Raw genomic sequence first — 21,309 nt, 5'->3', positions numbered from 1 at the left:
CCCCAACTTTTTGGAGTGCATCATGACTAAAGTGAACCATCTACAAAGCCTCTGTGTTATCCACGTAGACTTTGACATCTGGAGTGGACAAACCCGTTTGTCTGCATCTGATCTCAAGCTGGGCGAGGGTGGTGAAATTCCACCTGAGAAAGTAGCTCAACTGGGAAGTAAGAAGATCTGTGATCCGGCTAAGCTGAAAGGCTTTCATCGCCTGAAAACAGAAACTCGTCGCCTCCTGCTGAAATTCGGTATGCCGTTCATGAACGGATTTGCCGTACCCGTCAGCAAGACCGATGAAATCTGTAACAAGCTGAATGACATCAACTTTCAGTTTAACCAACTGAAACAGGATTTCATCAAAGGTTACAACAAAGCCGTGGATGAATGGTGTCAGGAGAACCCTGAGTATGAACGAGCTATCCGTGCCGGAGCCCTTCCAAAGGAAACGGTCGAGGAGCGGATTGGCTTTGAGTACCAGGTGTTCATGATCCAGCCTGTGAACGAAGATGAGGCCAACGCCAAACGCCTTAACCGCAAGGTTGAGCGCCTGGGTGACGATCTCATCTCCGAAGTGGTTCAGGAAGCGAATAAGTTCTATATGGAACGTTTGGCCGGTCGAGACCAATGTGCGGTCACTACTCGGCAGACACTCCGTAACATCCGCGACAAGGTGGATGGGCTTAGCTTCCTGAACAGCGCTTTTAACCCTCTGGTCAAGCTGCTCGACCAAACCCTCCGGGGATACGAGCAACATGCCGATGGCCGAAACATCGTTGCGCCTTTCTTTTATCAGGTCGTGGCCGCAGTGCTGATCATGAGCGAGAGGGACCGCATCGAGCAGTATGCCAATGGCTCGATTACTGTAGAGGGCATGGCTAATGACATTGGCGGTTCGGGAGCCCAGATGGGGGACCGTTCTAAAGATGAAAAGGCCGAACAGAAAAGCGATAAAGCCGGTGAGCTTATCCCTGCAACAGAGGGTGGCGAAACCAAGCAGCAACAGGTAGGTGGTACTGAATCTGTTCAATCAGAACAGACTAACAGCGGTGGTAACTCTGTTGACCTGGATGAAGACATCGACAACTTCTTCAAGAGTTTTGCAGAACGAGGCGAGGGTGAATCGGAAGATGAATCCAATGCCGGTGATGTGGTTCGAGAAGAGCGTGTTGATGTTGAGGATGAGCTGGTTTTGCCTGAGGAAACTCCGGTAGAGCAAGAGCCTGTCCAAGAGGAGACGACAGAGGAGCCTCTCAACCAGGAGCTGCCTAAAACTGACGACGATGGCGACTATTTCTTCTAATAGTCACTTCAACTAAACCGACCCGGAGGGGATAGCCATTCCCTCCAGGGGTGGACTATCTCCTTCCCTACCAGGAGAAAAGATATGTCCAAAAAACGCACCATTTACAGCGCTCTACCAATCGTGGCCGCAGCCTATGGTGAAAAACTCGGTGTCAAAGTCGCCATCGGTAACGATGACGCATACACCGATGGTAAGACCATCGTGGTTCCGAATATCCCCGACGACTATCCTCACATGGATGCTGTCTGGGGGTATTTGGCCCATGAAGCAGCCCATGTCCGGTTTACGGACTTTGGTGTTGAGCGCCGCAGAGGTCTTCATGCTGAGTTGTCCAACGTTTTGGAGGACTGCCGCATAGAACGGGCCATGATGGAACTCTTCCCCGGTACGTCGCAGACCCTGAATGAGGTTGCTCGCTATATGGCTCAAGCTGGTCATTACGAGCACGTCACAGACAAAGAGGCCCCTGCCTCCATTCTGACAGGGTTTTGTTTGTACTGGTTGCAAACCAAGGCTGTAGGGCAATCCGTCCTTCAACCCTATCTCGATTCGGCTACCCCCGTATTCGAGCGCGTGTTCCCTCAGGGTGTTGTTGTTCGGCTGAACGCTTTACTGCGTAAGGCTGTGAACACTAAGTCAACCGCAGAGGTGACATCCTTGGCCGACCAAATCATCAAGATGATCGAGGAGGAAAAGGAGAAAGAAGAGCAAAAGCCCCAGAATGGTCAGGATGGTAACAACCAGCAGAATGCTGGTGGCAACCAACCTCAGAACAGTCAGGGCGGAAGTGGTAACGATCAAAACCAAGGGCCTGATGCCAATGGTGGTGATCAGCAAGGTAAAGACCAGAAGCAAGACGATGCTAACGGGAAATCTGATCCGAAAGGACAGGGCGACCAAGGCAAGTCGGATACTGATGGTGGCAGCAAGGCAGGACAAAGCCAGGCTGGTGGCAATTCTGACGCGGCGAAACAAGACGCGGCCAAAATGCTCCAGCAGGTTCTGAATGCCGGTGCCGGTGATTTGCGTGGTGACGCGCATGATGCACTTAAAGCCGAGCTCAACCGGGTGGCTCAAGATAAGGGGGACAGTAGCTATATGACTGTTCGCTCTGCTGTGAACACCCAGGACAACCCTGCTGTTGGCAAAAGCCTGGTAGGGGATGTGAAGAGCACCACTTCAAAGATAAGAACGCAGCTCTACGGATTGGTCCAGGCCAGCCAGCGAGTTGCTCACCGTAACCAACGATCAGGGAAGCGTGTGGATGCTCGGAAACTACATCGTGTAGTGACGGGTGATACCCGCGTATTCCTCAAGCCAGAAGCCAAGAAACGCCCTAATACGGCGGTTCACATCCTGGTTGATATGAGCTCCTCGATGGCCTACAAGGCCGCCAATGGAAAGGAGCGTCAAGACATTGCGCGGGAAGCGTCCTTGGCTATTTCGATGGCTCTGGAAGCAATACCCGGCGTAAACCCGGCAGTCACCTTTTTTGGTGGCAACCGGAACCAGCCAGTGTTCAGTGTCGTGAAGCATGGAGATACGGTTCAGAATCGGGCCGGTCGGTTTGGGTTCAAAGCAACTGGCGGTACGCCTATGGCGGAAGCTATGTGGTATGCAGCTTTTGAACTCACCAAGACCCGTGAAGAGCGAAAAATGTTGATCGTAGTGACTGACGGGCAGCCTCAAAGCGCCCCGGCATGTCGCTCAGTGATTGACCTCTGTGAACGAAGCGATGTTGAGGTGATCGGCATAGGGGTAGAGACTACCGCAGTGTCAGGACTGTTCCAAAAGAACATTGTCATTGATGATGCGGCAGCTCTGCAACGCACACTGTTTAAGTTGATGGAGCGGTCATTGACTGCTTTTGCAGCTTAACAGGAAGTGAAACGACAAACGGCTATCCCTTCGGGGGTGGCCGTTTTTATTTGGAGAGTCTATGAACCAATTCCATTCATCTTTGGATTTGTATCATCGGAACAAAGGTAGAAGGGCTACAGTGCCGGAGACGCCTTTTTTACTGCTTGCTAAGCGCATTCCTCCGATGTACTGGAGACTGTTCCAGGGTGTTACTTTGGATAGTCGTATGGGATACACAGGCAGGCGGCAGTTCCACCGTCTTGGGCAAGCAATCGACTGGGCAAAGTCATCAGTTGGCGATTCCTGGTCAAATAAGCGCTTTCACAAGCCGGTAGGCCTCGATGTATTGCTGGCCTGTACTGCGAGTAAGGTGCCTGAACATCTGGTCGAAGAACTGAAAAGACGGGGCAGTTGATGCGTCTTTGAGCTTTGCACCCGAAAAGGGCAGTTTGAGCGTTCCTGTTCACACAGCTCTCGTGGAACAATCAAAGTGAGGAGGGAATACCCTCCCACTTTCTCAGAGGCCTTCATTGAGGGTTGCTGAGAAAGTGAATTTTGTCCTCTCTGAGGGCGAAACGTGCGATAGCTGGTCGCCAAAAACAAACAGCATTCAACCTCAGCCTAAGGGCGCACTGCGCCTGACAGGCTCTGTGTGCCCAAGTTACTTTAAGGAGCACACATGTCTCATCTGAACAATCTCAAATCCGTAATGATCTCTCTCGCCGCCGAACATAAGCTGCCTGAAATCTACCAGGATGACATCACTACCGATGTGGAGTCTCTGGATCGATTCGATGGTTTACGTCTGGTCTGGCTGTTGCGGTCTTGCGGCAGCGTATTGGTGCCAGCGGAAGTTGGCGTTAATCCGATCTATATCACCCATTGGTTGTGGTCTAACCACGGTCAACAGGTGGTTCCATTCTCTGTGGATACCCGCACGGGGTTGATTGAAAAAATCGACTTCGAGCAAGCTGAAAAGCTGATCATGCAGATGCCTTGCAACCTCTCTTCATTGCAGAACAAGGAATACTTGGTTGACCAGGTAAACCGAGTATTGCAACGAGGTTGTGAAATGCGTATCTGGGGTATCTTCGAGTCTCCAAGCTCGGTGGAATCCGTTGGTGGTTGGAAAGAGTGGCAGAGCTATTTCAGCTCTACTGGGAATCGACTGATGGCCGATTTCGTTGGTAAAGCCATTCGATTCACCAACCCTCGATAAATCGCCGTTCAACCATTAACCCTAATTAACCCTATGGGGCTCCGATAGCCCTGAGGGGACGGGGCTCCGCAATCGCAATAAGGAGTCCCTATGAAAAACCTATCAGCTTTGGAAGCAGTTCTTGACTACGACAAACCTTCTCGACGTTTTCTTGATGAGCTCAACGAAAACCAGATGAAGGATTTGTCCGGGGAAATCTTCGCCAAGCTCTACTGGAGCAAGCGTAATCCCCAGTGGTACGAGAAAGACACCAATCGGCTGTTTGCACGACTTCGTTGGGTTCAGCGCATCATCAAGAAGCGCTTGAAAACCGGCAAGGTTAAACCTGAACTGACAGAAAATGGTTCAGTGATGGAGCGCTTCAACTTCCCTTATGGTGACACTCTCGATTTCTTCCATCGGTACTTGCGACATCCCAAATGGGAGGTTGTGTATCAAGAATCGGGGTGCAGTGCCTTTTGGAAAAATGAAGCAACGCTTGAGCTATGCACCTACTGCGAAGGTGATGTGGTCATGATGAAGGCTCCTGATGAAGCAACCTTCTTTCGTGATTGCAATCGCCTTAGCTGGTGGTATGCAGATAACGCTTGATCTTAATCCCTAACCAGGGGCGAACCGGCCCCTGATGGGAGCATGGTGCGCCCCATCTATGATGGAGGACGCCATGTTCAAATCATCAGTATGCTCCTACGAAAACAGGGGGCCTTACGGAAACAACAAGTACCGAGGCAACTGCTCGGGCTTTATCGTTAAAGACTTCATTGAGTCTTACATGAGAAAGCCGAACGGGCTGGTGGCAGACCCAAGTGTTGGGGGTGGCTCTAGCATCGACGTTGCCAATGAACTTGGTGTCCGTTTCAAAGGGACAGACTTGCATCAGGGGTTCAACCTGTTGCGGGATGACTTCCTTTCGTTCCTCGGAGAGCCTGCACACCTGATCTGGTGGCACCCTCCTTACTGGGACATGATCCAGTATTCAGGTAAGCAGTGGGGCGAGCCCAACAAATGGGATATGAGCCGCATGAATTTGCCTGAGTTCGTTGAAGCCCTTGAGCTGGCCGTTATGAATATTCATGACGCCTGTGAGCGAGGAGGGCATTACGGAATCCTCATGGGAAACCTGAGGCGCGATGGGGATTATTTCAACCTGTCCAGCCTTGTGGAACGTATCGCACCTGGGAAGCTGGTGGATGAGATCATCAAAACACAGCACAACTGTGTGAGTGACCGAACTCAGTATTCCGGGAAGCTGGTGCGTATCGCCCATGAAAAGCTGTTGGTGTTTCGTCGTAACGACGTTGCCTCATCGCTCTGTCTTCTTGCTGCCGTACACCGTCGAGCAACCAATATGGTTTCGACTACGTGGAAAGCTGCAATACGCCGAACCCTACAGGGGAAAACGTTGAAGCTGGAGCAGATTTACAAAGAGATTGAACCCTACGCAAAGCATCGAGAGAACAACCACTGGCAAGCAAAGGTCAGGCAAGTTCTTCAAGATGCCAGGTTCTTTATTCGCATCGAGGTAGGTGTCTATGCACTTGCTGAGTAGCCCAACCGGGGCGTGACATCCCGGAGGGGATTGGTCGCGCTCATCAACAACAAAGGAGCGTGACCATGAACGTACAACTTCAAGCCAGCAACAATGTGCTGTTGGCGCAAATCGAAAGCAAAGGCCTCACTGTTGAAACGCATTGTCGCAGTGGCTTTTGTGGCATGTGCCGGGTTCGTCTACTCGAAGGTCAAGTGGCTTATGACGAGACGCCCATCGCATTTGTCAAAGAAGGGGAAGTGTTGGTTTGCTGCGCTAAAGCAAAAACCGATGTGACCTTGGAAATTTAACCCATCCGGAGGAGCCTTTCCTGCGGGTGGGGCTCCTCTATCCATTACGAGGAGAAACACTATGTCTATCAATACCAAAGTTGAACAAATCGCATACGGTCATGCTACCGCTCTAGTGCTCAGTGAACTGGGCCAACAAGAGAATTGGTGCAAGGCTTATGAGTATTTGTCTGAGTGTGTAGAACGGGGAGACGAACCTGAGGATCTGGTCGTTTGGCAACCGTTTGAGCACTGGGAATGGAAAGACATTCTGGAGCAGATCGAGAGCGAAGCCGAGTCTCTGCTTTCGACTATTAAGTCGGTTTTAGGCTTGGCCCACAAAGGCATCATTCAGTCAGCAATTGACTGCTCTCTGGATTCGGACATGACCCAGCTTGACCTGATTGGAATGGTCGAGCTCGGAAGTGAAATCGAAGATGGGGAGTGTGCTGGAGGTGGCTATGCAGCTTAACCGATACACGGCCAGGGAGTCTGACAAAAGTCGGATACTTCGGACCATAGGCTGGTGCAAGCGCAACCACCTTACACTTGCCGGTCTTCCATACGAGGACAATCTTGCAGGAAGTGATGGGATCAGCATAGAGATCATCACTCCTCCTGGTATGTCGCGGGAAATGTTGGAGCAAGCCGTCAGAGAGGGGTATTCAGAGCGAGATGTCGTAAGGCATCGCATTCTGGAGTGCCCTGTCGGTTGGTTCATGGAAGCTGATGGCAAGGCATTTGATCATGAAGTGTTCCACGATTACGTGGTGGCTCATGGTTATGGCGAACCTTCCAGCGAAGCCTATGAGCTGGCGGAGCGGTGGTTCTGGCAGGGCAACGATTATGCGTTGATAGCTGCGGAAATAGTTGCTCGTGATCTTTGTGTTCGTGATGACGAAGATGAGGACTGATCCTATGGATGCTGTAGCGCATATAGCAGCAGATAACCTTGTACCGGCATGTGGAGGTGCAGAGAAGCCGTTTACCGTTAGTGGTAGACAGTGGCTTTACTGCTATCACCCAGCCAGTGGGAGGCACTGCTACTTAGACCTCGATAATGACCGTCCAGTCTGGCATCGAGGATTTCATCCTGCTTTTCATCCTGAGCTTGAGTTCGCTGATGAAGCTGAGTTGCTTCGACCAGTTGAGCGAAAGCCTGACCATGAAGAGCTGGAGGATTTTTACTTTTAACCCACGGGGCCGCTCTTCCTGATGGGAGACGGTCCTCCATTCTCAAAGGAGAAGACCATGAAAGATCACAGTCAAACGATTGTGTTCCCTGGGAACAATGTTGAATCACTTGCTGAGGCTAACGCCATGTTGAGCGCTGTGTCGGAAGATGCACGTAAAGCCAGCAATACGGAAGACAAACGTGACCTTGAATCGCTTCAAGGCTGGCTGGAAGAGAACATCAATTCTCAACTGGCAGGCGTGAAGTAACTATGACTGTAACCCCACTGGGGGCTTCATGCCCCTGTGGGGGCATGGTGCCCGTAAAAGGAGTCACCATGAATGCAGTGAAGATGATCCAGAAGGAAAACCAGCTTGAGCTGCCGCTTTTCTTCCTGGATGAAGAGCCGAAGACCGCAGAAGTCATTCCATTTGAGCCAAAGCCTGAATGGACTGATGATGAGGTAAGGCAGTTACGTGATGGGCTTTTATGGCATAGCCTTAGAGTCCTTGCTGATGGTCGAGCTGGAAGTGAAATCAAGCAGGAAACGATGGCTTGGGTGATGTCCGATGAGGTACATCCATTCTCATTTGTGGTCTGCTGCGATGAAGCAGGTTACGATCCATCTGGAGTAAGGGAAGGCGTGAAGTCTATCCTAAACCGCTTAGCGCGGGTTAAAGCGGGGGGTTAACCCCCTGCTTTCCCAGTGGCATCGACTTTCACATGTGAAAGTTTGTGCCCCTCGGAAAGCAAGATTTTGCTCTCTGTCGAGAGTGAATAGTGAGGTAGCTGGCCTCCCCAAACAAACAGCATTCTACATAACCCTTGGGGGATCACTGCCCCTCGGGCTGGTGGTTCCCTGACAAACATGGAGCCACAACTATGACTACTCTTGCCAGCTTTGCGAATCCGATTTCTGTTATTCAACGCTCACCAACCAGTGGGGTGTTTGGCACAAATCAGTTCGTAGGAGACAAAGAGGGATTTGTACAAAAGGTGCTCGGAAAGTGGTACTGCAATCCAGGGAATACCATTCCCGTTGAGAGCATGTCCCACCTTGAGCAGGCGGAGAAACTGTATGACTTCTATGTCAAGTATCTCCAAGTGAAAGAAAAGATCTCTGTGAACCTTGGCCGGGTGCTGCATAAGCTGTACAGCACTGGTTCTATCAAGGAAGCAGAGATCGTGCTTGAAGCAATAAAGGCTCAGGCTGGCGTAACAGCTTGAGCAATCTACTAACCCTAAACCGGGTGCATCCGCCCGGTTCGGGACGTGGTGCGCCCCCAAACTATTTGGAGTGCATCATGGAAAAACATAACCTCAAATCCGGATTCAGCATCTATTTCGCTGACGTCCATTTCGAGAAACAAGTCTACGCATTCGGCTCAGGACTTGGCTTCACCTCTGTGATTTACGCCTACTCGCTGGGCCGAGATCCGGAAGAAGCTGAGAAGCTGGCGCTTGAAAAGTACGACTCTGACGAAACGAAGGTGAAGAAGGTGCATGTCAATCTGGCTCGCAGCCAGGACATCAACCGCTACACCTTCCCTGAACAAATGGCTGGCTTTGCTAATGCCATTCAGTCTCACGGCATCGCTGTGAACTGAGAACCACTTTAAACCCATCGGGGCCATTACTTCCCGATTGGGACGGTAGTGGCCTCTCAACCGAAAGGAGAGAGCTCATGGCTACTATCGTAAACACCAAGTTAGGAGAACATCGAGGCAAGAAGCGCGTCTGGCTGGAAGGCCAAAAGCTACTGCGTGAAGGTTACTATCCTGGCATGAAGTATGATCTGGAGCTGAAAGATTCCCAGGTTGTGCTTCGCGTCAAAGAGGAGGGTAAGTTCACCATCAGTAAGCGTGAGCGCAATGGCCGGGTGTCTCCAATCATCGATCTGACCGTGCAGGAGCTTGCTACCGTTTTTGACGGTGTAGAGATGCTCCGCGTGTTCATCCGTAACGGCGCAATTGTGATCTCTGCTCACCATCAACAAGAGCGAGTGATCGAGCGCGTCAACCGGCTTATCAGTAAGCTGGAGAATGGAGAATCGCTTTCGGTATGCAGCCTCTTTCATGGGGGTGGTGTGCTTGATAAAGCGATTCACGCCGGTTTTCACAAGGCGGGAATTGCCAGTGCCATATCTGTGGCCGTGGAGATGGAAGGGAAATATCTCGATTCGTCTTTGGCAAATAACCCGGAGCTTTGGAACGAAGATTCTATTGTTATCGAATCGCCAATCCAGGCTGTGAATCTCAGCAAACGCCCACCACAGGTGGATGTTTTGATGGGGGGCATACCGTGTACCGGCGCGTCAAAGTCAGGTCGCAGTAAGAACAAGTTGGAGTTTGCCGAATCGCATGAGGCGGCAGGTGCCATGTTCTTCAACTTCCTGCAATTCGTAGAAGCGCTAAACCCAGCCGTTGTGCTGATTGAGAACGTGCCTGAGTACCAGAACACCGCTTCGATGGAAGTGATTCGTTCGGTGCTCTCTTCGTTGGGTTACTCCCTACAAGAGCGCATTCTCGACGGCAATGAGTTTGGGGTTATTGAGCGCCGCAAGCGTCTTTGTGTTGTTGCGCTTTCCCACGGGATCGACGGGTTTGAACTTGAGAAGGTTCAGCCTGTTCGCACCAAGGAAAGTCGCATACAGGACATCCTGGAGCCAGTTCCGCTCGATTCTGAACGTTGGAAGTCATTTGACTATCTGGCTGAGAAGGAGTTGAGAGACAAAGCTGCTGGCAAGGGGTTCTCTCGCCAGCTTCTGACTGGCGACGATGAGTTTTGCGGCACCATAGGTAAGGACTATGCAAAATGCAGAAGTACCGAACCTTTCATTGTTCATCCAGAACAGCCGGAGTTGTCTCGCATCTTTACACCGACAGAACATTGTCGAGTGAAAGGGATACCAGAGGAACTCATCCAAGGTCTGTCGGACACTATTGCCCACCAGATTCTCGGGCAATCGGTAGTCTTTCCCGCGTTCGAGGCTTTAGCCCTCGCATTAGGGAACAGCCTGTGGAGCTGGGTTGGAATGATGCCAATCATGGTCGAAGTCGTGGATGAATCACAGCCGGTGATCGGTGGTGAAGACTTCCATTGGGCAACGGCATTGGTTGACGCAAAGGGCACTCTCAAGCTGTCACCGGCAGCGAAAAAACAGGGGATGCCCTTCAACATTATGGATGGTCAATTGGCTGTCTATTCACCTAACGGAACTAAAAAGAGCTGCGGCCATGAGCCTTGCGAATATCTCCCGGTAATGATGTCCGGAGACGCAATCATGGTCACTTCATCTTTGGTTCATTAGTAACTCACCGGGGCAATGCCGAAAGGCCTTTGCTCCGGCCTATCCGAAAGGAGAGTAATCATGAAAATCGAAACTGTTGTGCCTTTACCTCCCGAGGATTCAGGCCTTCAACACTGCATTGCCAGGTTCCATAACCGCAACATGGATTCCAAGCGAAAAGACAAGACCCGTTTTTTCAGGAGGGAGCCGGTTATGATCGTAAACCCAGAGACCAAAGCAAAGGTTCTCCGGTATGCGATGGGCAACCCTGGGAATTTATCCATCACAAAGCTGGCGGTCGCGCTGGATTACGATGCGGTAGATGCTCTGGGTGTTCGTTTTAAAGACACTGTAAATCTTGAGGTTCGCAGAGCCAGGCGCTGGGAAGTCTGGCAGTGGTTCTGGAACCATCCGGATCAAAGTGTCCAACTGTCAATCAAATTGGGCGTGGTTGGCGCTGTGTTGGGAGTCATGGGCTTCCTGACTGGCGTAGCTCCGTACCTCTTGGGATAAACCAATAAAGCCGTTAACGGGCAATGTAAGTCCGGAGACGGCTTGCATTGCTCTCTCGAAAGTGGAGAGTCAAATGAACACATTAGAACAACTTGTAAATCAGAGAGTGCTTGAGGAAGGTCTGAAAAAGGCGAAGCCATTGGCCGCGCAAATGGGGCTTGAATCTGTACCTGATGAGATGCTTGAAATGATCTGCCCAAACTTGAACTACTCTGGGCAGTTTACGCCAGCTCTGTACGCGAGATTTCAAAGCGTAAAGCGATTACTGAAAGAGTTGTCGGAACAAACCTCACCTAAGCACGGGCATATTGTGAAGTTTACCAACCAATATGGGAGCTACGATGAGTCAGCTTTGCTGTTCAAAGAAGGCGACGTCAGAAACCAGAACTTGGTTGCTTGTGTGGGCGGGAAGACGATAAATCTCGGAGAGCTAGAGCTTCGAGATTATGGGCTCAATATGCACATCGGTTGCGGTGGACCATTTGAGCCGATCTCAGAAGCGCAGATTCAGTCCTTGTCTGAGTTTGACTTCTATGAGACGACCTACAGATTCTGGGGCCAGAATCCATGTGGAAACGGGATGATAGACATCACCGTCCCTATGAAACGTTGGTTCTTGACTGTGTAGCTTCAACCTGAGTGCGCCGAGAAATCGGCGTACCGGCCCCTTAAAAAGGGTAATCAGCGCAGGGGGAAACCCCGCGCTTTCCCAAGCATCTCGGTTTCCCAGGGTGCTTCGGAAAGTGCCTTAGGCGCTCAAGTGCGGTAGCTGGCTGCCAAAAACAAACAGCAAATTATCAACCCTGACGGGAGCACCTCCTGTTAGGGGGGCTCCGTCATAAACTGAACGGAGATATAGCATGTCTAAAAACGTCAACGATGTTTTTTCAAACCGAACTTCTTTGGAATGTACTGTGAATGCAGCGCTGGATCGTCGTATCGGTCTGCGTGTCGGGTTCCCTCATTACAGAGAAGGAGCAAACGGTGTGGTTTGTGAGATCGAAGCAGAGTACCCATTGCTCAACACTCATTCGAGTGTTGCATGGCCCCTGCTCGATGAACTCAACAGTTACACCATCCAAAAAAACCAATCGCTCATTGATCACATTGATAATGCGGTCGCTGAACTGTTGAAACACAAGGCTCGTCTACAGCTTGATATTCAAAAGCTGCAAGACGGTGACATTGATCTGGTGAAACAGGCCAAGCAGCAATACGAAGACAACCAGATGTCGAGTAGCAGCTAGTTCAGGTCTGATAGCCAGGATTCAATTTTAACCCTACCGGGGTGCTTTCCCGGAAGGGATGGGCACCCTGCTAATCCAGGAGGCCCTATGCAACAAACATTAAACTTTGATCTATCAGAACAACCCATCCCAGTGCTTTTGCGTGGGGATAAGTGGGATTCTGTTTGGTCAGAACTGACTGATAACGAGGATTTGAACTTCGTTGATGCCAGTAGAGGAACCAGTCTGTCATCGTTGATCACGTCATCGGTTGAGTCCATTCACACGGCCTTAATTGATGGGTGGACCATGATGATCGGCTATTCCAGTGGTAAAGATTCTGAAACGGTCTTGCACCTGTTCCTGATGGCCCTGATCCGGGCTGTAAGGAGTGGGGCGACCATCAGCCAGCACCACTTCATCTTGCACACTGACACACTGATCGAAAGCCCAGAGGTAAGGTGGCTGGCGGATCAGAAACTGGCCGAGCTGGAGCGTTTCATTGCGAAGGAAAACCTTCCTCTGACCATCGTTCTAGCAAAGCCTGGGATCTCGCAGAGTTGGACGGGCCGAATCCTTACTGGGAGGGGGTTGCCTACGTTTTCCAACTCCACGGCCCGCCAGTGTAGCCAGGATTTAAAAATCGCCTCTGCCAAAAGAGCGAAGGCAGCTTATATGCGAGAGCTTCCCAAAGAGGTTCGACAGAAAGTCTGCCTTTTGCTGGGCAGTCGTGATGCTGAAAGCACTATTCGTGCGGCCAACATTGCAAAACAGCGAGGAAGCTCAGATCGCGTCATTAAGACGAAAGATGGGGGTGAGCTGTATGTGGTGAAAAACTGGTTGGCGAGTGATGTCTGGGAGTTCTTACTATCCGCTGGCATGGGCTCAGCATATCCTCTGCCAAGTTACTTGGAGAGCAATGTCACTACGGCAGAGCTTTACAAGGCGGCAACAGGGGAGTGCGTGTGGTCGGCAACAGAGAAGAAGGCCAGTGACGCCTGTGGCGCTCGCTTCGGTTGCTGGGCTTGCCAGGCTGTTGGGTTGGATAAGTCAATGGAGACGTTGCTTGCCACGGACCCTGAAAGGCATGGCTATATGTCGGGGCTGAACCGCATCCAGCGCTACTTGGCAAAACGCCGGTACGCATGGGAAGACCGCCATCCCGTAGGTCGAACGATTTACGAGGGCGGATACATCAAAATACAGCCGGACGTTTACAGTCCTGTTTTCCTAGAACGATTGCTTCATGTCTGTTGCAGCATGGACTACATGGAGCAAAAGAGAGCTGATGAGCTGGCATACAAGCTGGCTACTGGTCAAGCAGAGGATAACGACTGGAACCGTCGAATGGCAGAGCCACAATTCCGGATCATATCGGAAGAGGCTTTAGTCCATATCGACTTCATGTGGGCCTTCCATCATTTCAATGATAAGCCTTTCCATGCCCTGGAGATTTACCACAGGGTTTGGTCGATGGGTGATCTGGACTTGCTGGAAGACGAGCCGCAGTGTGAAACCGTTCCTCAGTCACCAATTCCGAAGCCATTGTGGTTGAAGGTTGGTCGCTGGGGCGATGGTTCGCTTTCTGATGGCTTGGCCGATCCGTTAGCGGAAATGGCTTACTTTGACGGCGGGGATGACCCGTTGGCAGCGCAAGTGATCAATACCGCAGACGGAAAGAGAAGGGTGGTTTGCTTCGCAGAAGATGATGAAGTGAAAGTCGATCCCGACTCCGCTGCGTTCATCATCTGGAACGAATACCCGCGACTAAGGGAGTCTGTACTAAAGGGACATTATACGCCCGGTAGTGCAGCGCAGTTCTACCTTCGGTTCGGAGCAATCCAGCTTGCGAAAGGAAAAGGCGCTTTGTATCACCGTATGATGCAAAGAGGTCAAACCTACCACCAGATGGGCCTTACAGGGCTACAGACGATGGAAGGAATCCAACAGCGCAAGGATGTCAAAGTGCTTAGCGATGCTAAGTACAAAGATCTGGTGAAGCGAAAAATCAAGGGAAGACTGGCAACGGTACGCTGGTGGGTCAACTTGCACTTAACGTTCAAGTACCATCTGCACCACCGTACTCCGACGGGGTTGTTCATCGAGAAGCAACTTGACCAGGAAGCAATGGAAGAACAGAAACGGCATCAGGAGCGATGGTTTAACTACGTGACTGACGCGATGCTTTGTTACTCCAGCGCATTCTGTATGAGCGTCATGGAAGGGCGAGAGGGGAGCGGAAACGCCAACATTCGTCGTTACATGGCCGCGACCAGAAGGAAGGCTTATACGGCCCTCTGCGAGCTCTTGGACAATACTGACGCCCAGTGGATGAATGATGTGGTCCAGAGTGCCGTAGGGCAGTATGAGGCGATACAGGCAGCCCTAACCGAAGGTTCCGCGCTTGCTATCTATCTCGACTGGATCAACCTACTGTCAAAACGCCATCCAGCCTCTTTGGAGCGACATGTCAGAACGATGATCAAGGCGGTTCAACGCTTACATCGCCGCGACGACACAGAGTTGCAAAGAGGACAGCAAGGCTTGTCCTTGGCCGCATAAAAAGCCCTCCTTCGGGAGGGCTTTTTCTTTTGCACCCCAAAAGGGCAATTACAGCGTTTTACCCTTTTAGGTGGCTGTCATACTCTTTGTTCATTGTCAGCGCTTGCTGGCTATAACGGTAGCTGGCCCAAAACAGCAATAACCTAACCCCTCGGGAGGAAACCCCTCCTGGGTTCTCTCCCACAAACAAAGGAGAGAAGCATGAGCCTAGACAAGTTAAGTCGGCTGGTGGACCAACAACGAAAGATCCAGGATGAAATCGACAATGAAATCATTCTGGCCGTCAAAGAGGTGTTGGCTACAAACTCAGTCGGTTTAGCCCGTGAGCTTGTTGGGGGTGTCCCGCAAGATCATCCATTCCATCCGTTTTTACTCGCTATAGCTAAGCAGCTTGACCCGAGATAACTAAGTAACCCAACCGGGTACACCAAGGCCCGGTCGGCTTTGGTGTACCTCCAACCAATTTTGGAGGCACTATGTCTAATTCAAATTTCGGCTTTCTAGCTCTGGCCTTGCGCCAACGCCTGATCAAACGCTGGTCACTGATGCACTCTGTTCAACCGGAGTCTGTGTTGGAACACAGCGCTGTTGTTACCCTGCTTTCCTACCTGGCTGGCAATATTGCCATTCAGCAAGGGAAGTCGGTGGATCTGGCAGTCATGCTTGCTCATGCTTCGTTGCATGATGCAGCCGAGGTTCTCTGTTCGGATGTTGTAACACCGGTCAAGAAAGCAAACGCTGTTTTGCAGCGTGAGTTTGAACGACTGGAAAAGGCCGCAGAGGACAAACTCATCCAGACTCTTCCCGAAGAACTCCAGGATGCAGTCGCCATAGCCTTCGCTCCCGGTGGCTATGAACAATCACTGGTTAAGGCCTGTGATACCTACTCCGCTTACATCAAGTGCAAACTTGAGGTGGCCGCAGGTAATGGCCTTGAGTTCCAGGATGCTCTCAGCAAAATGGAACGTGTTGTTGCTCAGGTGAAATCGGACTTCCCGGAAATCGACGCTCTGGACAAATGGTTTGGTAACGGACTCGGCCATTCAGTAGATAAACTGCTGGCAGGGGGTAACGATGACTAATCCAATCCCTGGCGACATCAAGATTAAGGACTTTGGCCGCGACCGGAAATTCCGTTCGGTTGATGAGCTTCAAAGCACTTTGTCAGAACAGTACAAAGGTCAGCATGTCAGCATCGTTTACCCTGCAAAGCCCAGCGGTTTACTCCGCACGGTTTTTGTCAGTGTCGATGATGCTGGTGGCGTGAATCGAACCTATGGGGACCAGTCTCCTGTCGATTTTTCTGCCATCAAAGATGACCTGTATGTACCAAGTGACCTGTAGGAGAGCACTAGCTATGGTGGTGATCATCGTAAACACAGGACACTATGAGTTTATCGGCCTTGGTGAGACCCACGGACAAGCCACAGAAGGGCTTTTGAAACGCTGGGACGAACACTGCGAACGTAATCCGGATGCTGAGTCTGGTTACATGCAGGAGCTGATAGAAGAAGGAAGCGCACAAGTTGTCGAGATGGAGCCCGGCTCCGCCGTAATTTACGGACTTGACGGCTAAGCCTTCTCAACTAACCCACTCGGGCGCATCATCCCGAGAGGGTGTGGTGCGTCCTAACCAAAAGGAATGCACTATGTCTAACTTTGAACAAGCTCTGGAGCGTACTGACGGTAAAACACTGATTCTCAGCAATGGGAGTAAGTGGGCAGGCCAAGACCCGGACAGTATTCAGACTTTACTGGATGTCCTGGGTGACAACGTTCTTGACCCGATGTTTGAGCAGTATCACTGTTATCGCCCATACCCGTTTGAACCAATGGTGAGGACGGGGCGAAATGGCGAAATGTTCCAGCCTTGGCTTGGGGCAGCCTGCTTCTTTGGGAACTTCCTGACTGTCTCTCATGTTTTCAACATCATCACGAAAGATGACGGTGTTGTTGAGGCCTTAACAGAGGCGATCCGGAAGAATATGGCGACTGAACAGTACCAGCAGAATGCCTATGAGCGTTATGCCGGTTGGTTCTACGCTGAAACCAGCGAAGGGTTAAGGCTAGTCTCTCCAAGTGAGGCTGCCGACATCCGAGCTGGCGCAGTTTCAAAGCTGCGTTACCCAAGAAACTTCGAGGTTATGAAAACTGCGGTTCTCAAAGGTCCTCGATTTGATACTGAATTAAGCCGCAAGGCTTCTTAACCCAAACATTAACCCCACGGGGGACATCGGTCCCTGAGGGGATGGTGTCTCCCTCTGAAATTAAGGAGATACCAATGATTAAACAGCATTTTCAAAACGAACTGGTTAAGTGTGGATACCCGGATGATCTGACGATTGAGTACAGTCTCGGATACTGCCAGGGGGATGGCGTAGCCTTCTACGGGGATTTGAGCGTTGATGACGTCAAAGCTCTCATGAATCGCCTATTCAGCACTGAGCCCGGCCAAGTGGATGCTGTCAGCCGCGTGAAGAACCTGATGGCACAGAAAGACATTGAGAATATGCTTTCTGTCCTCCGCGAATATGGTTCCTGTGACCTGTCCATTACTCGGAATAGTCACGGGCATCACTACAGCCATTGGAACTGCATGAACATCGACGACAACGTGGACTTCACAGGGATCTTCCCTGATGATGATTCCATGATTGGCACCGGCATTGAAGGGATTAACCAGGATATGGTCGAGCGCTGGCAAGACCTCTGGGAACGCTTTGTGCTGGAGCTGGCGGATGATGTAAAAAGTCTTTCCAAGAAGCTCGAAGCGGACGGGTACTCGCTGATCGAGGCCTCTCCATGCGAAGATGAAGTGGTTTGGGAACGGGCCACTGAAAACTACCTGGTGCGTGTTACTGAACTCCCTGAGCGGGATTTCGATATGGGCCACTGGGATGACGAAGTAAGAGACCAAACAATTTGTTCTATCCTGGAAGGGAAAGAGCGAGTGCTTGGCCTACGTGTTGAGGTACTCTCTCGTGAAAACGAGATTGTCCTGGGTGAAGAGAGTCTGCACGGCTTGACCGTTGCCAGTGATGACAAGAGCTACGCTGGCTACAGACGAGAACTTCTCCGGGGAGCTATCCAGCAAACCAGGGACTTTTTCTCTCGCCACCTCAAAGCGGCATAACAAGGCAGGGGGAAACCCCTGCTTTACTTCCCAAGTCTTCTTACTCATGGTGAATACCATCAGTAAGCAGATTTTGTTCTCTTCGGAGAGCGAAAAGTGCGATAGCTGGTCGCCAAAAACAAACAGCAAATTAACGTTAATTTATTAATCCCTGCGGGAGTCTATCTCCTGCTGGAGATACCTCCCGTTATTTCTGGAGGTATCCATGAACAAATTCCAAGACTTTAAGTTGGTTTATCGTCAAGGTGGTCGTCGCTTAGAGCGTGTCTTTACGGACACTCTTTACGCGAATGTGAAGCGTGTCGCTGACTCGTTTCCTCCGACCGTTCTTTGGCGCATTCAGCCAGCGTAAAACTCGGAACCTTAAAGCTCGGCTTTGGCCGTGACCTTTCAATAACCCATGCGGGTACACTTCCCCGCACGGGGTAGGTGTACCCATTAACTTTGGAGTACACCTTATGAACCAAGTAGCTAAATTGGACCTCGCCCAAATCCGTCAACAAGCCATCAATGATGGTCTGCTGGTGGACCAATCTTCCATCGGTAAACAAGCTGGTTTCCTGACCAATGTGGCAGTGACCCCGGCAATTGTCGATGGAGTATTTGGTGCAGATGGTAAGCACTCGGTAGAAGACTTCCTTTTCATGTTTTTGCAGCTTTGTGTTGCTCAAACAAAGGTCGCTTTTACCGACAACAAGAATTGGGGAAAGATTCGTCTTTATTACCCCATGCCCACTGTAGATGGCTTTTTCAAACCCACTGAGGTTGTGATTAAGTCAGATCCTGTAACCGCAGATGTCACAATCATGATGGCCTCGGAAGAGGGCGCTCATTTGTGCTTGTGATATTCACAAAATTCGCCTCCGTTTCGGGGGCGACCTTTTTAAACCCCTCGCCGGGGAGAACTCCCCGGCTGGGGAGCCTCCTTGGCACATTCTCCCGGTGTCGGGGTTTCCTTAAAACCCTGGCGACGGGGGTTTAAGGAAGCCTCGATGCTGGGGTTCACGCTAAGGAGAAAACCTATGTCTTACTACAAAGCTGACACCGTTCGTGAAGCTGCAAACGGAAACTGGCTATTCATCCTGGCGGCCCTAGCGCCCCATCTTGAACCAGCTCTCCGTAAACCTGGTCGTCATGTTTCTTGTCCTATCCACGGCGGGAAAGATGGCTTCCGACTGTTCAAGGATGCCCACCTGACTGGTGGCGGCGTATGCAATACATGCGGTGCCAATCATGATGGTTTTGAGCTGCTGATGTGGCTCAATAACTGGGACTTTAAACAGTGCCTGAGCGAGGTTGGTGATTATCTGGGCGTTGAGAAAGAGCAACCCCAGTATCAACAAGCCGCTGCACCGACACGAGCTCCTGTCCAGGCCAAAGCGCCTGTTCAGCAAGAGCCTATGAAGGTGAATAACAAGGTTCTCGATTCCAAGAATCGTAAAAAATCCATTGCCGGTACTCTGATTGCCCACGGTAAAGCTCCTTATGAGCATAACGAAGACAACGAGCTCAGCTACTTTGCCTTCATCCGTGACAAGAGCGGTTTGGAACGCACCATCTGGGGCGTGGATCTTGAAAGAGCCATTGGTGAAAGTGAAGCCAAGTATGGGGATGAGATCGTCATGACAAACCTCGGGCGCGAGCCTGTAACTGTCGTCGTTGAAGTTAAGGACGAGCAGGGGAATGTTGTGAGAGAACAACCTATGCAAACGCATCGCAACACCTGGCTGGTGGAACGTCGCGGCGCTACGGTAACGCAGTTCCGCGCTCGCTCGAACGGTGGTGTTGAGCCGGTGAGTCACCATGTTGAGTCGGCCCCTGTGGTCAACCGCAAGGTAGAAACTCCGGCACCGCAAGTACAACCTGCGGCCACACAACCGGAAGAGCAAAGCAGCGAAAATAAGCCGAAAGTTGTTCCGATGTTTCGTGAACAACCTAAGCCTTGGTTGCTTGAGCTCCAAGAAGAAATGGAGAAGAGAATGGAGCGCGAACGCGCTTACAGTGCTCGTCTCCGTGAGAAAATCGAGAAGGTATGGAACGAGTGTTTGCCGTTCTCCAGTCATGTGACTGAGCCAATGCGTCTGTACTTCAAAAACCGCGAGCTGCTGTTCAAAGTTGATGAAGTAGAAAAAACAGACTGTCTGCGGTTCAATCCGGCTATGGCCTACTACGACGAAGATGGCAATGAAGTTGGGAAATTCCCGGCTATCGTCTGCGCTATCCGAGATGTGGAAGGCAACCTGGTAACGCTCCACCGCACCTATCTCACCCAAAACGGTAAAAAAGCCAAGGTCGGCAACGCCAAAAAGATGATGCCCATTCCTGACGGTTTGGATGTCAATGGCGCGGCCATCCGCCTCGGTGAACCGACTGAGGGTATCCTGGGTGTTGCAGAAGGGCTGGAAACAGCTCTGTCAGCTTATCGAGTCACTCAAATCCCGGTTTGGTCAACGGTCAATGCCACCCTAATGGAGTCCTTCGAGGTTCCAGAAGGTGTTCACACCGTACTGATCTGGGCTGACAAAGATAAGTCTGTGACTGGGGAGAAGTCAGCGAACGTGCTGAAAGCCAAGCTGGAGAAGCGCGGCATTCGTGTGTACGTCCTGCTGCCTAAGCTCCCGATCCCGCCCAGAGCGAAAGGGATTGACTGGAACGATGTCCTGATGAGTCAGGGAAGCCTCGGTTTCCCGAATGCTCGCTACCTGCGCGATTTCATTGCGAGAAGGAGAGCTGAGTATGGCCGTCATTGATGTCTCGAAGGTTGATACAACGCCTGGTAACGACGCGGTGTGCCCCTTCTCTCCCCCTGAGGGGTGGGAGGGGGACTCTGCGGCCTACGTTGAGCTTATGCGGTCTCGGTATCGTCATCTGATGCACGGCCAGAGAATGATGGTGACAGCCTCCTTCGCAAGAAGGGAGCCTATCCAAGTTACTGGCCCGTTTGCTGATGAAGCGACGAAGATCATTAACTCAATGAAGATGAACAAGGCGAAGCCAACAGCTTTGTCTGCCTAAAACTTTAACCCTGAGGGGGTGTTCATGCCCTCTCAGGCATGATTCGCCTCCTCTTCAACTATGGAGGTAATCATGAAAAAGTTTTTGCGTATTAAGACGTGGTTTGTGCGTCTTTTCTCTCCTGACAAGAAGACTCTGGGAGCTATCGGTGAAGACCTGCGTAAGGTCGCCGTAACAGCCATCGGTGTCGGTATTGT

General features: G+C 51.2%; 30 protein-coding genes and 1 pseudogene. 30 read left to right on the top strand and 1 reads right to left on the bottom strand.

All coding sequences use genetic code 11. From position 1 onward, the window contains the following. The 12 genes from PSF11_RS15840 to PSF11_RS15785 all read left to right on the top strand — a co-directional run. On the top strand, positions 1-1,300 hold a 1,300-nt coding region (locus PSF11_RS15840; protein ID WP_336298699.1), incomplete at its 5' end, for a DUF3150 domain-containing protein. Between the two features lie 84 nt (positions 1,301-1,384). Next, positions 1,385-3,181, top strand: coding sequence for a VWA domain-containing protein (locus tag PSF11_RS15835; RefSeq protein WP_000039319.1), 1,797 nt, complete (start codon positions 1,385-1,387; stop codon positions 3,179-3,181). Positions 3,182-3,242: 61 nt separating this feature from the next. After that, positions 3,243-3,578, top strand: coding sequence for a hypothetical protein (locus PSF11_RS15830; RefSeq protein ID WP_001447572.1), 336 nt, complete (start codon positions 3,243-3,245; stop codon positions 3,576-3,578). Positions 3,579-3,842: 264 nt separating this feature from the next. Beyond that, positions 3,843-4,382: a hypothetical protein gene (locus PSF11_RS15825; protein ID WP_000018872.1), complete on the top strand. Its 540-nt coding sequence runs from the start codon at positions 3,843-3,845 to the stop codon at positions 4,380-4,382. A gap of 90 nt (positions 4,383-4,472) precedes the next feature. Further along, positions 4,473-4,973, top strand: a complete 501-nt coding sequence (locus PSF11_RS15820; RefSeq protein WP_000793769.1) for a hypothetical protein — start codon at positions 4,473-4,475, stop codon at positions 4,971-4,973. A gap of 73 nt (positions 4,974-5,046) precedes the next feature. Beyond that, positions 5,047-5,931 carry a hypothetical protein gene (locus PSF11_RS15815; protein ID WP_000477209.1) on the top strand — a complete coding sequence of 295 codons (885 nt, stop codon included), beginning with the start codon at positions 5,047-5,049 and terminating at the stop codon, positions 5,929-5,931. A gap of 65 nt (positions 5,932-5,996) precedes the next feature. After that, a complete protein-coding gene (yfaE, locus tag PSF11_RS15810) occupies positions 5,997-6,221 on the top strand; it encodes a class I ribonucleotide reductase maintenance protein YfaE (RefSeq protein ID WP_001102700.1) in 225 nt (74 codons plus the stop codon). A gap of 61 nt (positions 6,222-6,282) precedes the next feature. After that, positions 6,283-6,672 carry a hypothetical protein gene (locus PSF11_RS15805; RefSeq protein WP_000026577.1) on the top strand — a complete coding sequence of 130 codons (390 nt, stop codon included), beginning with the start codon at positions 6,283-6,285 and terminating at the stop codon, positions 6,670-6,672. Next, positions 6,662-7,114 carry a hypothetical protein gene (locus PSF11_RS15800; RefSeq protein WP_001176699.1) on the top strand — a complete coding sequence of 151 codons (453 nt, stop codon included), beginning with the start codon at positions 6,662-6,664 and terminating at the stop codon, positions 7,112-7,114. The genes PSF11_RS15805 and PSF11_RS15800 overlap by 11 nt, the downstream gene beginning before the upstream one ends. Positions 7,115-7,118: 4 nt before the next feature. Then, positions 7,119-7,394, top strand: a complete 276-nt coding sequence (locus PSF11_RS15795; protein ID WP_000340223.1) for a hypothetical protein — start codon at positions 7,119-7,121, stop codon at positions 7,392-7,394. Between the two features lie 57 nt (positions 7,395-7,451). Beyond that, positions 7,452-7,643, top strand: a complete 192-nt coding sequence (locus PSF11_RS15790; protein ID WP_000651508.1) for a hypothetical protein — start codon at positions 7,452-7,454, stop codon at positions 7,641-7,643. A gap of 68 nt (positions 7,644-7,711) precedes the next feature. After that, positions 7,712-8,065 (top strand): hypothetical protein, encoded by a 354-nt coding sequence (locus PSF11_RS15785; protein ID WP_000994741.1) that lies wholly within the window; start codon positions 7,712-7,714, stop codon positions 8,063-8,065. Here PSF11_RS15785 and PSF11_RS15780 read toward each other — a convergent pair. Next, positions 8,062-8,244 carry a hypothetical protein gene (locus PSF11_RS15780; protein WP_000498033.1) on the bottom strand — a complete coding sequence of 61 codons (183 nt, stop codon included), beginning with the start codon at positions 8,242-8,244 and terminating at the stop codon, positions 8,062-8,064. The genes PSF11_RS15785 and PSF11_RS15780 overlap by 4 nt on opposite strands. Positions 8,245-8,256: 12 nt before the next feature. Here PSF11_RS15780 and PSF11_RS15775 point away from each other — a divergent pair, with 12 nt between their 5' ends. The 18 genes and pseudogenes from PSF11_RS15775 (at position 8,257) to PSF11_RS21360 (ending at position 21,112) form a co-directional block, all read left to right on the top strand. Beyond that, positions 8,257-8,601: a hypothetical protein gene (locus PSF11_RS15775; protein WP_000209093.1), complete on the top strand. Its 345-nt coding sequence runs from the start codon at positions 8,257-8,259 to the stop codon at positions 8,599-8,601. Between the two features lie 77 nt (positions 8,602-8,678). Continuing rightward, positions 8,679-8,981 (top strand): hypothetical protein, encoded by a 303-nt coding sequence (locus tag PSF11_RS15770; RefSeq protein WP_000410925.1) that lies wholly within the window; start codon positions 8,679-8,681, stop codon positions 8,979-8,981. 77 nt (positions 8,982-9,058) lie between these two features. After that, positions 9,059-10,684, top strand: coding sequence for a DNA cytosine methyltransferase (locus PSF11_RS15765; protein WP_000201432.1), 1,626 nt, complete (start codon positions 9,059-9,061; stop codon positions 10,682-10,684). A 60-nt stretch (positions 10,685-10,744) separates the two neighbouring features. Further along, positions 10,745-11,176 (top strand): hypothetical protein, encoded by a 432-nt coding sequence (locus PSF11_RS15760; RefSeq protein WP_000687894.1) that lies wholly within the window; start codon positions 10,745-10,747, stop codon positions 11,174-11,176. Positions 11,177-11,249: 73 nt separating this feature from the next. Beyond that, on the top strand, positions 11,250-11,804 hold the full coding sequence (locus PSF11_RS15755) for a hypothetical protein (RefSeq protein WP_001093867.1): 555 nt from the start codon (positions 11,250-11,252) through the stop codon (positions 11,802-11,804). A gap of 232 nt (positions 11,805-12,036) precedes the next feature. Continuing rightward, positions 12,037-12,423 (top strand): hypothetical protein, encoded by a 387-nt coding sequence (locus PSF11_RS15750; RefSeq protein WP_000042274.1) that lies wholly within the window; start codon positions 12,037-12,039, stop codon positions 12,421-12,423. An 87-nt stretch (positions 12,424-12,510) separates the two neighbouring features. Continuing rightward, positions 12,511-14,964 (top strand): phosphoadenosine phosphosulfate reductase, encoded by a 2,454-nt coding sequence (locus PSF11_RS15745; RefSeq protein ID WP_272682836.1) that lies wholly within the window; start codon positions 12,511-12,513, stop codon positions 14,962-14,964. Positions 14,965-15,165: 201 nt separating this feature from the next. Beyond that, positions 15,166-15,369 (top strand): hypothetical protein, encoded by a 204-nt coding sequence (locus PSF11_RS15740; protein WP_000050847.1) that lies wholly within the window; start codon positions 15,166-15,168, stop codon positions 15,367-15,369. A 71-nt stretch (positions 15,370-15,440) separates the two neighbouring features. Beyond that, complete coding sequence (gene yfbR, locus PSF11_RS15735; RefSeq protein WP_000071870.1) at positions 15,441-16,046, top strand: 5'-deoxynucleotidase; 606 nt, start codon at positions 15,441-15,443, stop codon at positions 16,044-16,046. Further along, positions 16,039-16,308 (top strand): hypothetical protein, encoded by a 270-nt coding sequence (locus tag PSF11_RS15730; protein WP_000184110.1) that lies wholly within the window; start codon positions 16,039-16,041, stop codon positions 16,306-16,308. Before yfbR ends, PSF11_RS15730 begins: the two co-directional genes overlap by 8 nt. 13 nt (positions 16,309-16,321) lie before the next feature. Next, complete coding sequence (locus tag PSF11_RS15725; protein WP_000260293.1) at positions 16,322-16,540, top strand: hypothetical protein; 219 nt, start codon at positions 16,322-16,324, stop codon at positions 16,538-16,540. A gap of 73 nt (positions 16,541-16,613) precedes the next feature. After that, a complete protein-coding gene (locus PSF11_RS15720; protein ID WP_000064432.1) occupies positions 16,614-17,171 on the top strand; it encodes a hypothetical protein in 558 nt (185 codons plus the stop codon). Between the two features lie 74 nt (positions 17,172-17,245). Then, on the top strand, positions 17,246-18,097 hold the full coding sequence (locus PSF11_RS15715) for a hypothetical protein (protein WP_000595210.1): 852 nt from the start codon (positions 17,246-17,248) through the stop codon (positions 18,095-18,097). Positions 18,098-18,302: 205 nt separating this feature from the next. Further along, entirely contained in the window at positions 18,303-18,449 is a 147-nt protein-coding gene (locus tag PSF11_RS15710) for a hypothetical protein (protein ID WP_001032043.1), read from the top strand. Between the two features lie 106 nt (positions 18,450-18,555). Continuing rightward, on the top strand, positions 18,556-18,942 hold the full coding sequence (locus tag PSF11_RS15705; RefSeq protein ID WP_001077336.1) for a hypothetical protein: 387 nt from the start codon (positions 18,556-18,558) through the stop codon (positions 18,940-18,942). Between the two features lie 177 nt (positions 18,943-19,119). Next, positions 19,120-19,431, top strand: a pseudogene (locus PSF11_RS21365) (primase-helicase zinc-binding domain-containing protein); the annotation flags it as partial. Positions 19,432-19,497: 66 nt separating this feature from the next. Continuing rightward, positions 19,498-20,847 (top strand): DUF7146 domain-containing protein, encoded by a 1,350-nt coding sequence (locus PSF11_RS15700; RefSeq protein ID WP_016831360.1) that lies wholly within the window; start codon positions 19,498-19,500, stop codon positions 20,845-20,847. Between the two features lie 136 nt (positions 20,848-20,983). After that, positions 20,984-21,112: a hypothetical protein gene (locus PSF11_RS21360; RefSeq protein ID WP_349489003.1), complete on the top strand. Its 129-nt coding sequence runs from the start codon at positions 20,984-20,986 to the stop codon at positions 21,110-21,112. The last annotated feature ends 197 nt before the right edge of the window (positions 21,113-21,309 follow it).

The sequence above is a fragment of the Providencia sp. PROV119 genome (assembly GCF_028482435.1).
GTDB classification, from domain to species: domain Bacteria; phylum Pseudomonadota; class Gammaproteobacteria; order Enterobacterales; family Enterobacteriaceae; genus Providencia; species Providencia stuartii.
The sequence above is the reverse complement of the archived record's forward strand: the minus strand, read 5'-3'. Positions and strand labels throughout refer to the sequence as shown.

Bases quoted from the DNA above. Each gene is read 5' to 3' on its own strand.
- PSF11_RS15835 (WP_000039319.1), top strand. From the start codon at position 1,385: ATGTCCAAAAAACGCACCATTTACAGCGCTCTACCAATCGTGGCCGCA.
- PSF11_RS15830 (WP_001447572.1), top strand. From the start codon at position 3,243: ATGAACCAATTCCATTCATCTTTGGATTTGTATCATCGGAACAAAGGT.
- PSF11_RS15825 (WP_000018872.1), top strand. From the start codon at position 3,843: ATGTCTCATCTGAACAATCTCAAATCCGTAATGATCTCTCTCGCCGCC.
- PSF11_RS15820 (WP_000793769.1), top strand. From the start codon at position 4,473: ATGAAAAACCTATCAGCTTTGGAAGCAGTTCTTGACTACGACAAACCT.
- PSF11_RS15815 (WP_000477209.1), top strand. From the start codon at position 5,047: ATGTTCAAATCATCAGTATGCTCCTACGAAAACAGGGGGCCTTACGGA.
- yfaE (WP_001102700.1), top strand. From the start codon at position 5,997: ATGAACGTACAACTTCAAGCCAGCAACAATGTGCTGTTGGCGCAAATC.
- PSF11_RS15805 (WP_000026577.1), top strand. From the start codon at position 6,283: ATGTCTATCAATACCAAAGTTGAACAAATCGCATACGGTCATGCTACC.
- PSF11_RS15800 (WP_001176699.1), top strand. From the start codon at position 6,662: ATGCAGCTTAACCGATACACGGCCAGGGAGTCTGACAAAAGTCGGATA.
- PSF11_RS15795 (WP_000340223.1), top strand. From the start codon at position 7,119: ATGGATGCTGTAGCGCATATAGCAGCAGATAACCTTGTACCGGCATGT.
- PSF11_RS15790 (WP_000651508.1), top strand. From the start codon at position 7,452: ATGAAAGATCACAGTCAAACGATTGTGTTCCCTGGGAACAATGTTGAA.
- PSF11_RS15785 (WP_000994741.1), top strand. From the start codon at position 7,712: ATGAATGCAGTGAAGATGATCCAGAAGGAAAACCAGCTTGAGCTGCCG.
- PSF11_RS15780 (WP_000498033.1), bottom strand. From the start codon at position 8,244: ATGTTTGTCAGGGAACCACCAGCCCGAGGGGCAGTGATCCCCCAAGGG.
- PSF11_RS15775 (WP_000209093.1), top strand. From the start codon at position 8,257: ATGACTACTCTTGCCAGCTTTGCGAATCCGATTTCTGTTATTCAACGC.
- PSF11_RS15770 (WP_000410925.1), top strand. From the start codon at position 8,679: ATGGAAAAACATAACCTCAAATCCGGATTCAGCATCTATTTCGCTGAC.
- PSF11_RS15765 (WP_000201432.1), top strand. From the start codon at position 9,059: ATGGCTACTATCGTAAACACCAAGTTAGGAGAACATCGAGGCAAGAAG.
- PSF11_RS15760 (WP_000687894.1), top strand. From the start codon at position 10,745: ATGAAAATCGAAACTGTTGTGCCTTTACCTCCCGAGGATTCAGGCCTT.
- PSF11_RS15755 (WP_001093867.1), top strand. From the start codon at position 11,250: ATGAACACATTAGAACAACTTGTAAATCAGAGAGTGCTTGAGGAAGGT.
- PSF11_RS15750 (WP_000042274.1), top strand. From the start codon at position 12,037: ATGTCTAAAAACGTCAACGATGTTTTTTCAAACCGAACTTCTTTGGAA.
- PSF11_RS15745 (WP_272682836.1), top strand. From the start codon at position 12,511: ATGCAACAAACATTAAACTTTGATCTATCAGAACAACCCATCCCAGTG.
- PSF11_RS15740 (WP_000050847.1), top strand. From the start codon at position 15,166: ATGAGCCTAGACAAGTTAAGTCGGCTGGTGGACCAACAACGAAAGATC.
- yfbR (WP_000071870.1), top strand. From the start codon at position 15,441: ATGTCTAATTCAAATTTCGGCTTTCTAGCTCTGGCCTTGCGCCAACGC.
- PSF11_RS15730 (WP_000184110.1), top strand. From the start codon at position 16,039: ATGACTAATCCAATCCCTGGCGACATCAAGATTAAGGACTTTGGCCGC.
- PSF11_RS15725 (WP_000260293.1), top strand. From the start codon at position 16,322: ATGGTGGTGATCATCGTAAACACAGGACACTATGAGTTTATCGGCCTT.
- PSF11_RS15720 (WP_000064432.1), top strand. From the start codon at position 16,614: ATGTCTAACTTTGAACAAGCTCTGGAGCGTACTGACGGTAAAACACTG.
- PSF11_RS15715 (WP_000595210.1), top strand. From the start codon at position 17,246: ATGATTAAACAGCATTTTCAAAACGAACTGGTTAAGTGTGGATACCCG.
- PSF11_RS15710 (WP_001032043.1), top strand. From the start codon at position 18,303: ATGAACAAATTCCAAGACTTTAAGTTGGTTTATCGTCAAGGTGGTCGT.
- PSF11_RS15705 (WP_001077336.1), top strand. From the start codon at position 18,556: ATGAACCAAGTAGCTAAATTGGACCTCGCCCAAATCCGTCAACAAGCC.
- PSF11_RS15700 (WP_016831360.1), top strand. From the start codon at position 19,498: ATGAAGGTGAATAACAAGGTTCTCGATTCCAAGAATCGTAAAAAATCC.
- PSF11_RS21360 (WP_349489003.1), top strand. From the start codon at position 20,984: ATGATGGTGACAGCCTCCTTCGCAAGAAGGGAGCCTATCCAAGTTACT.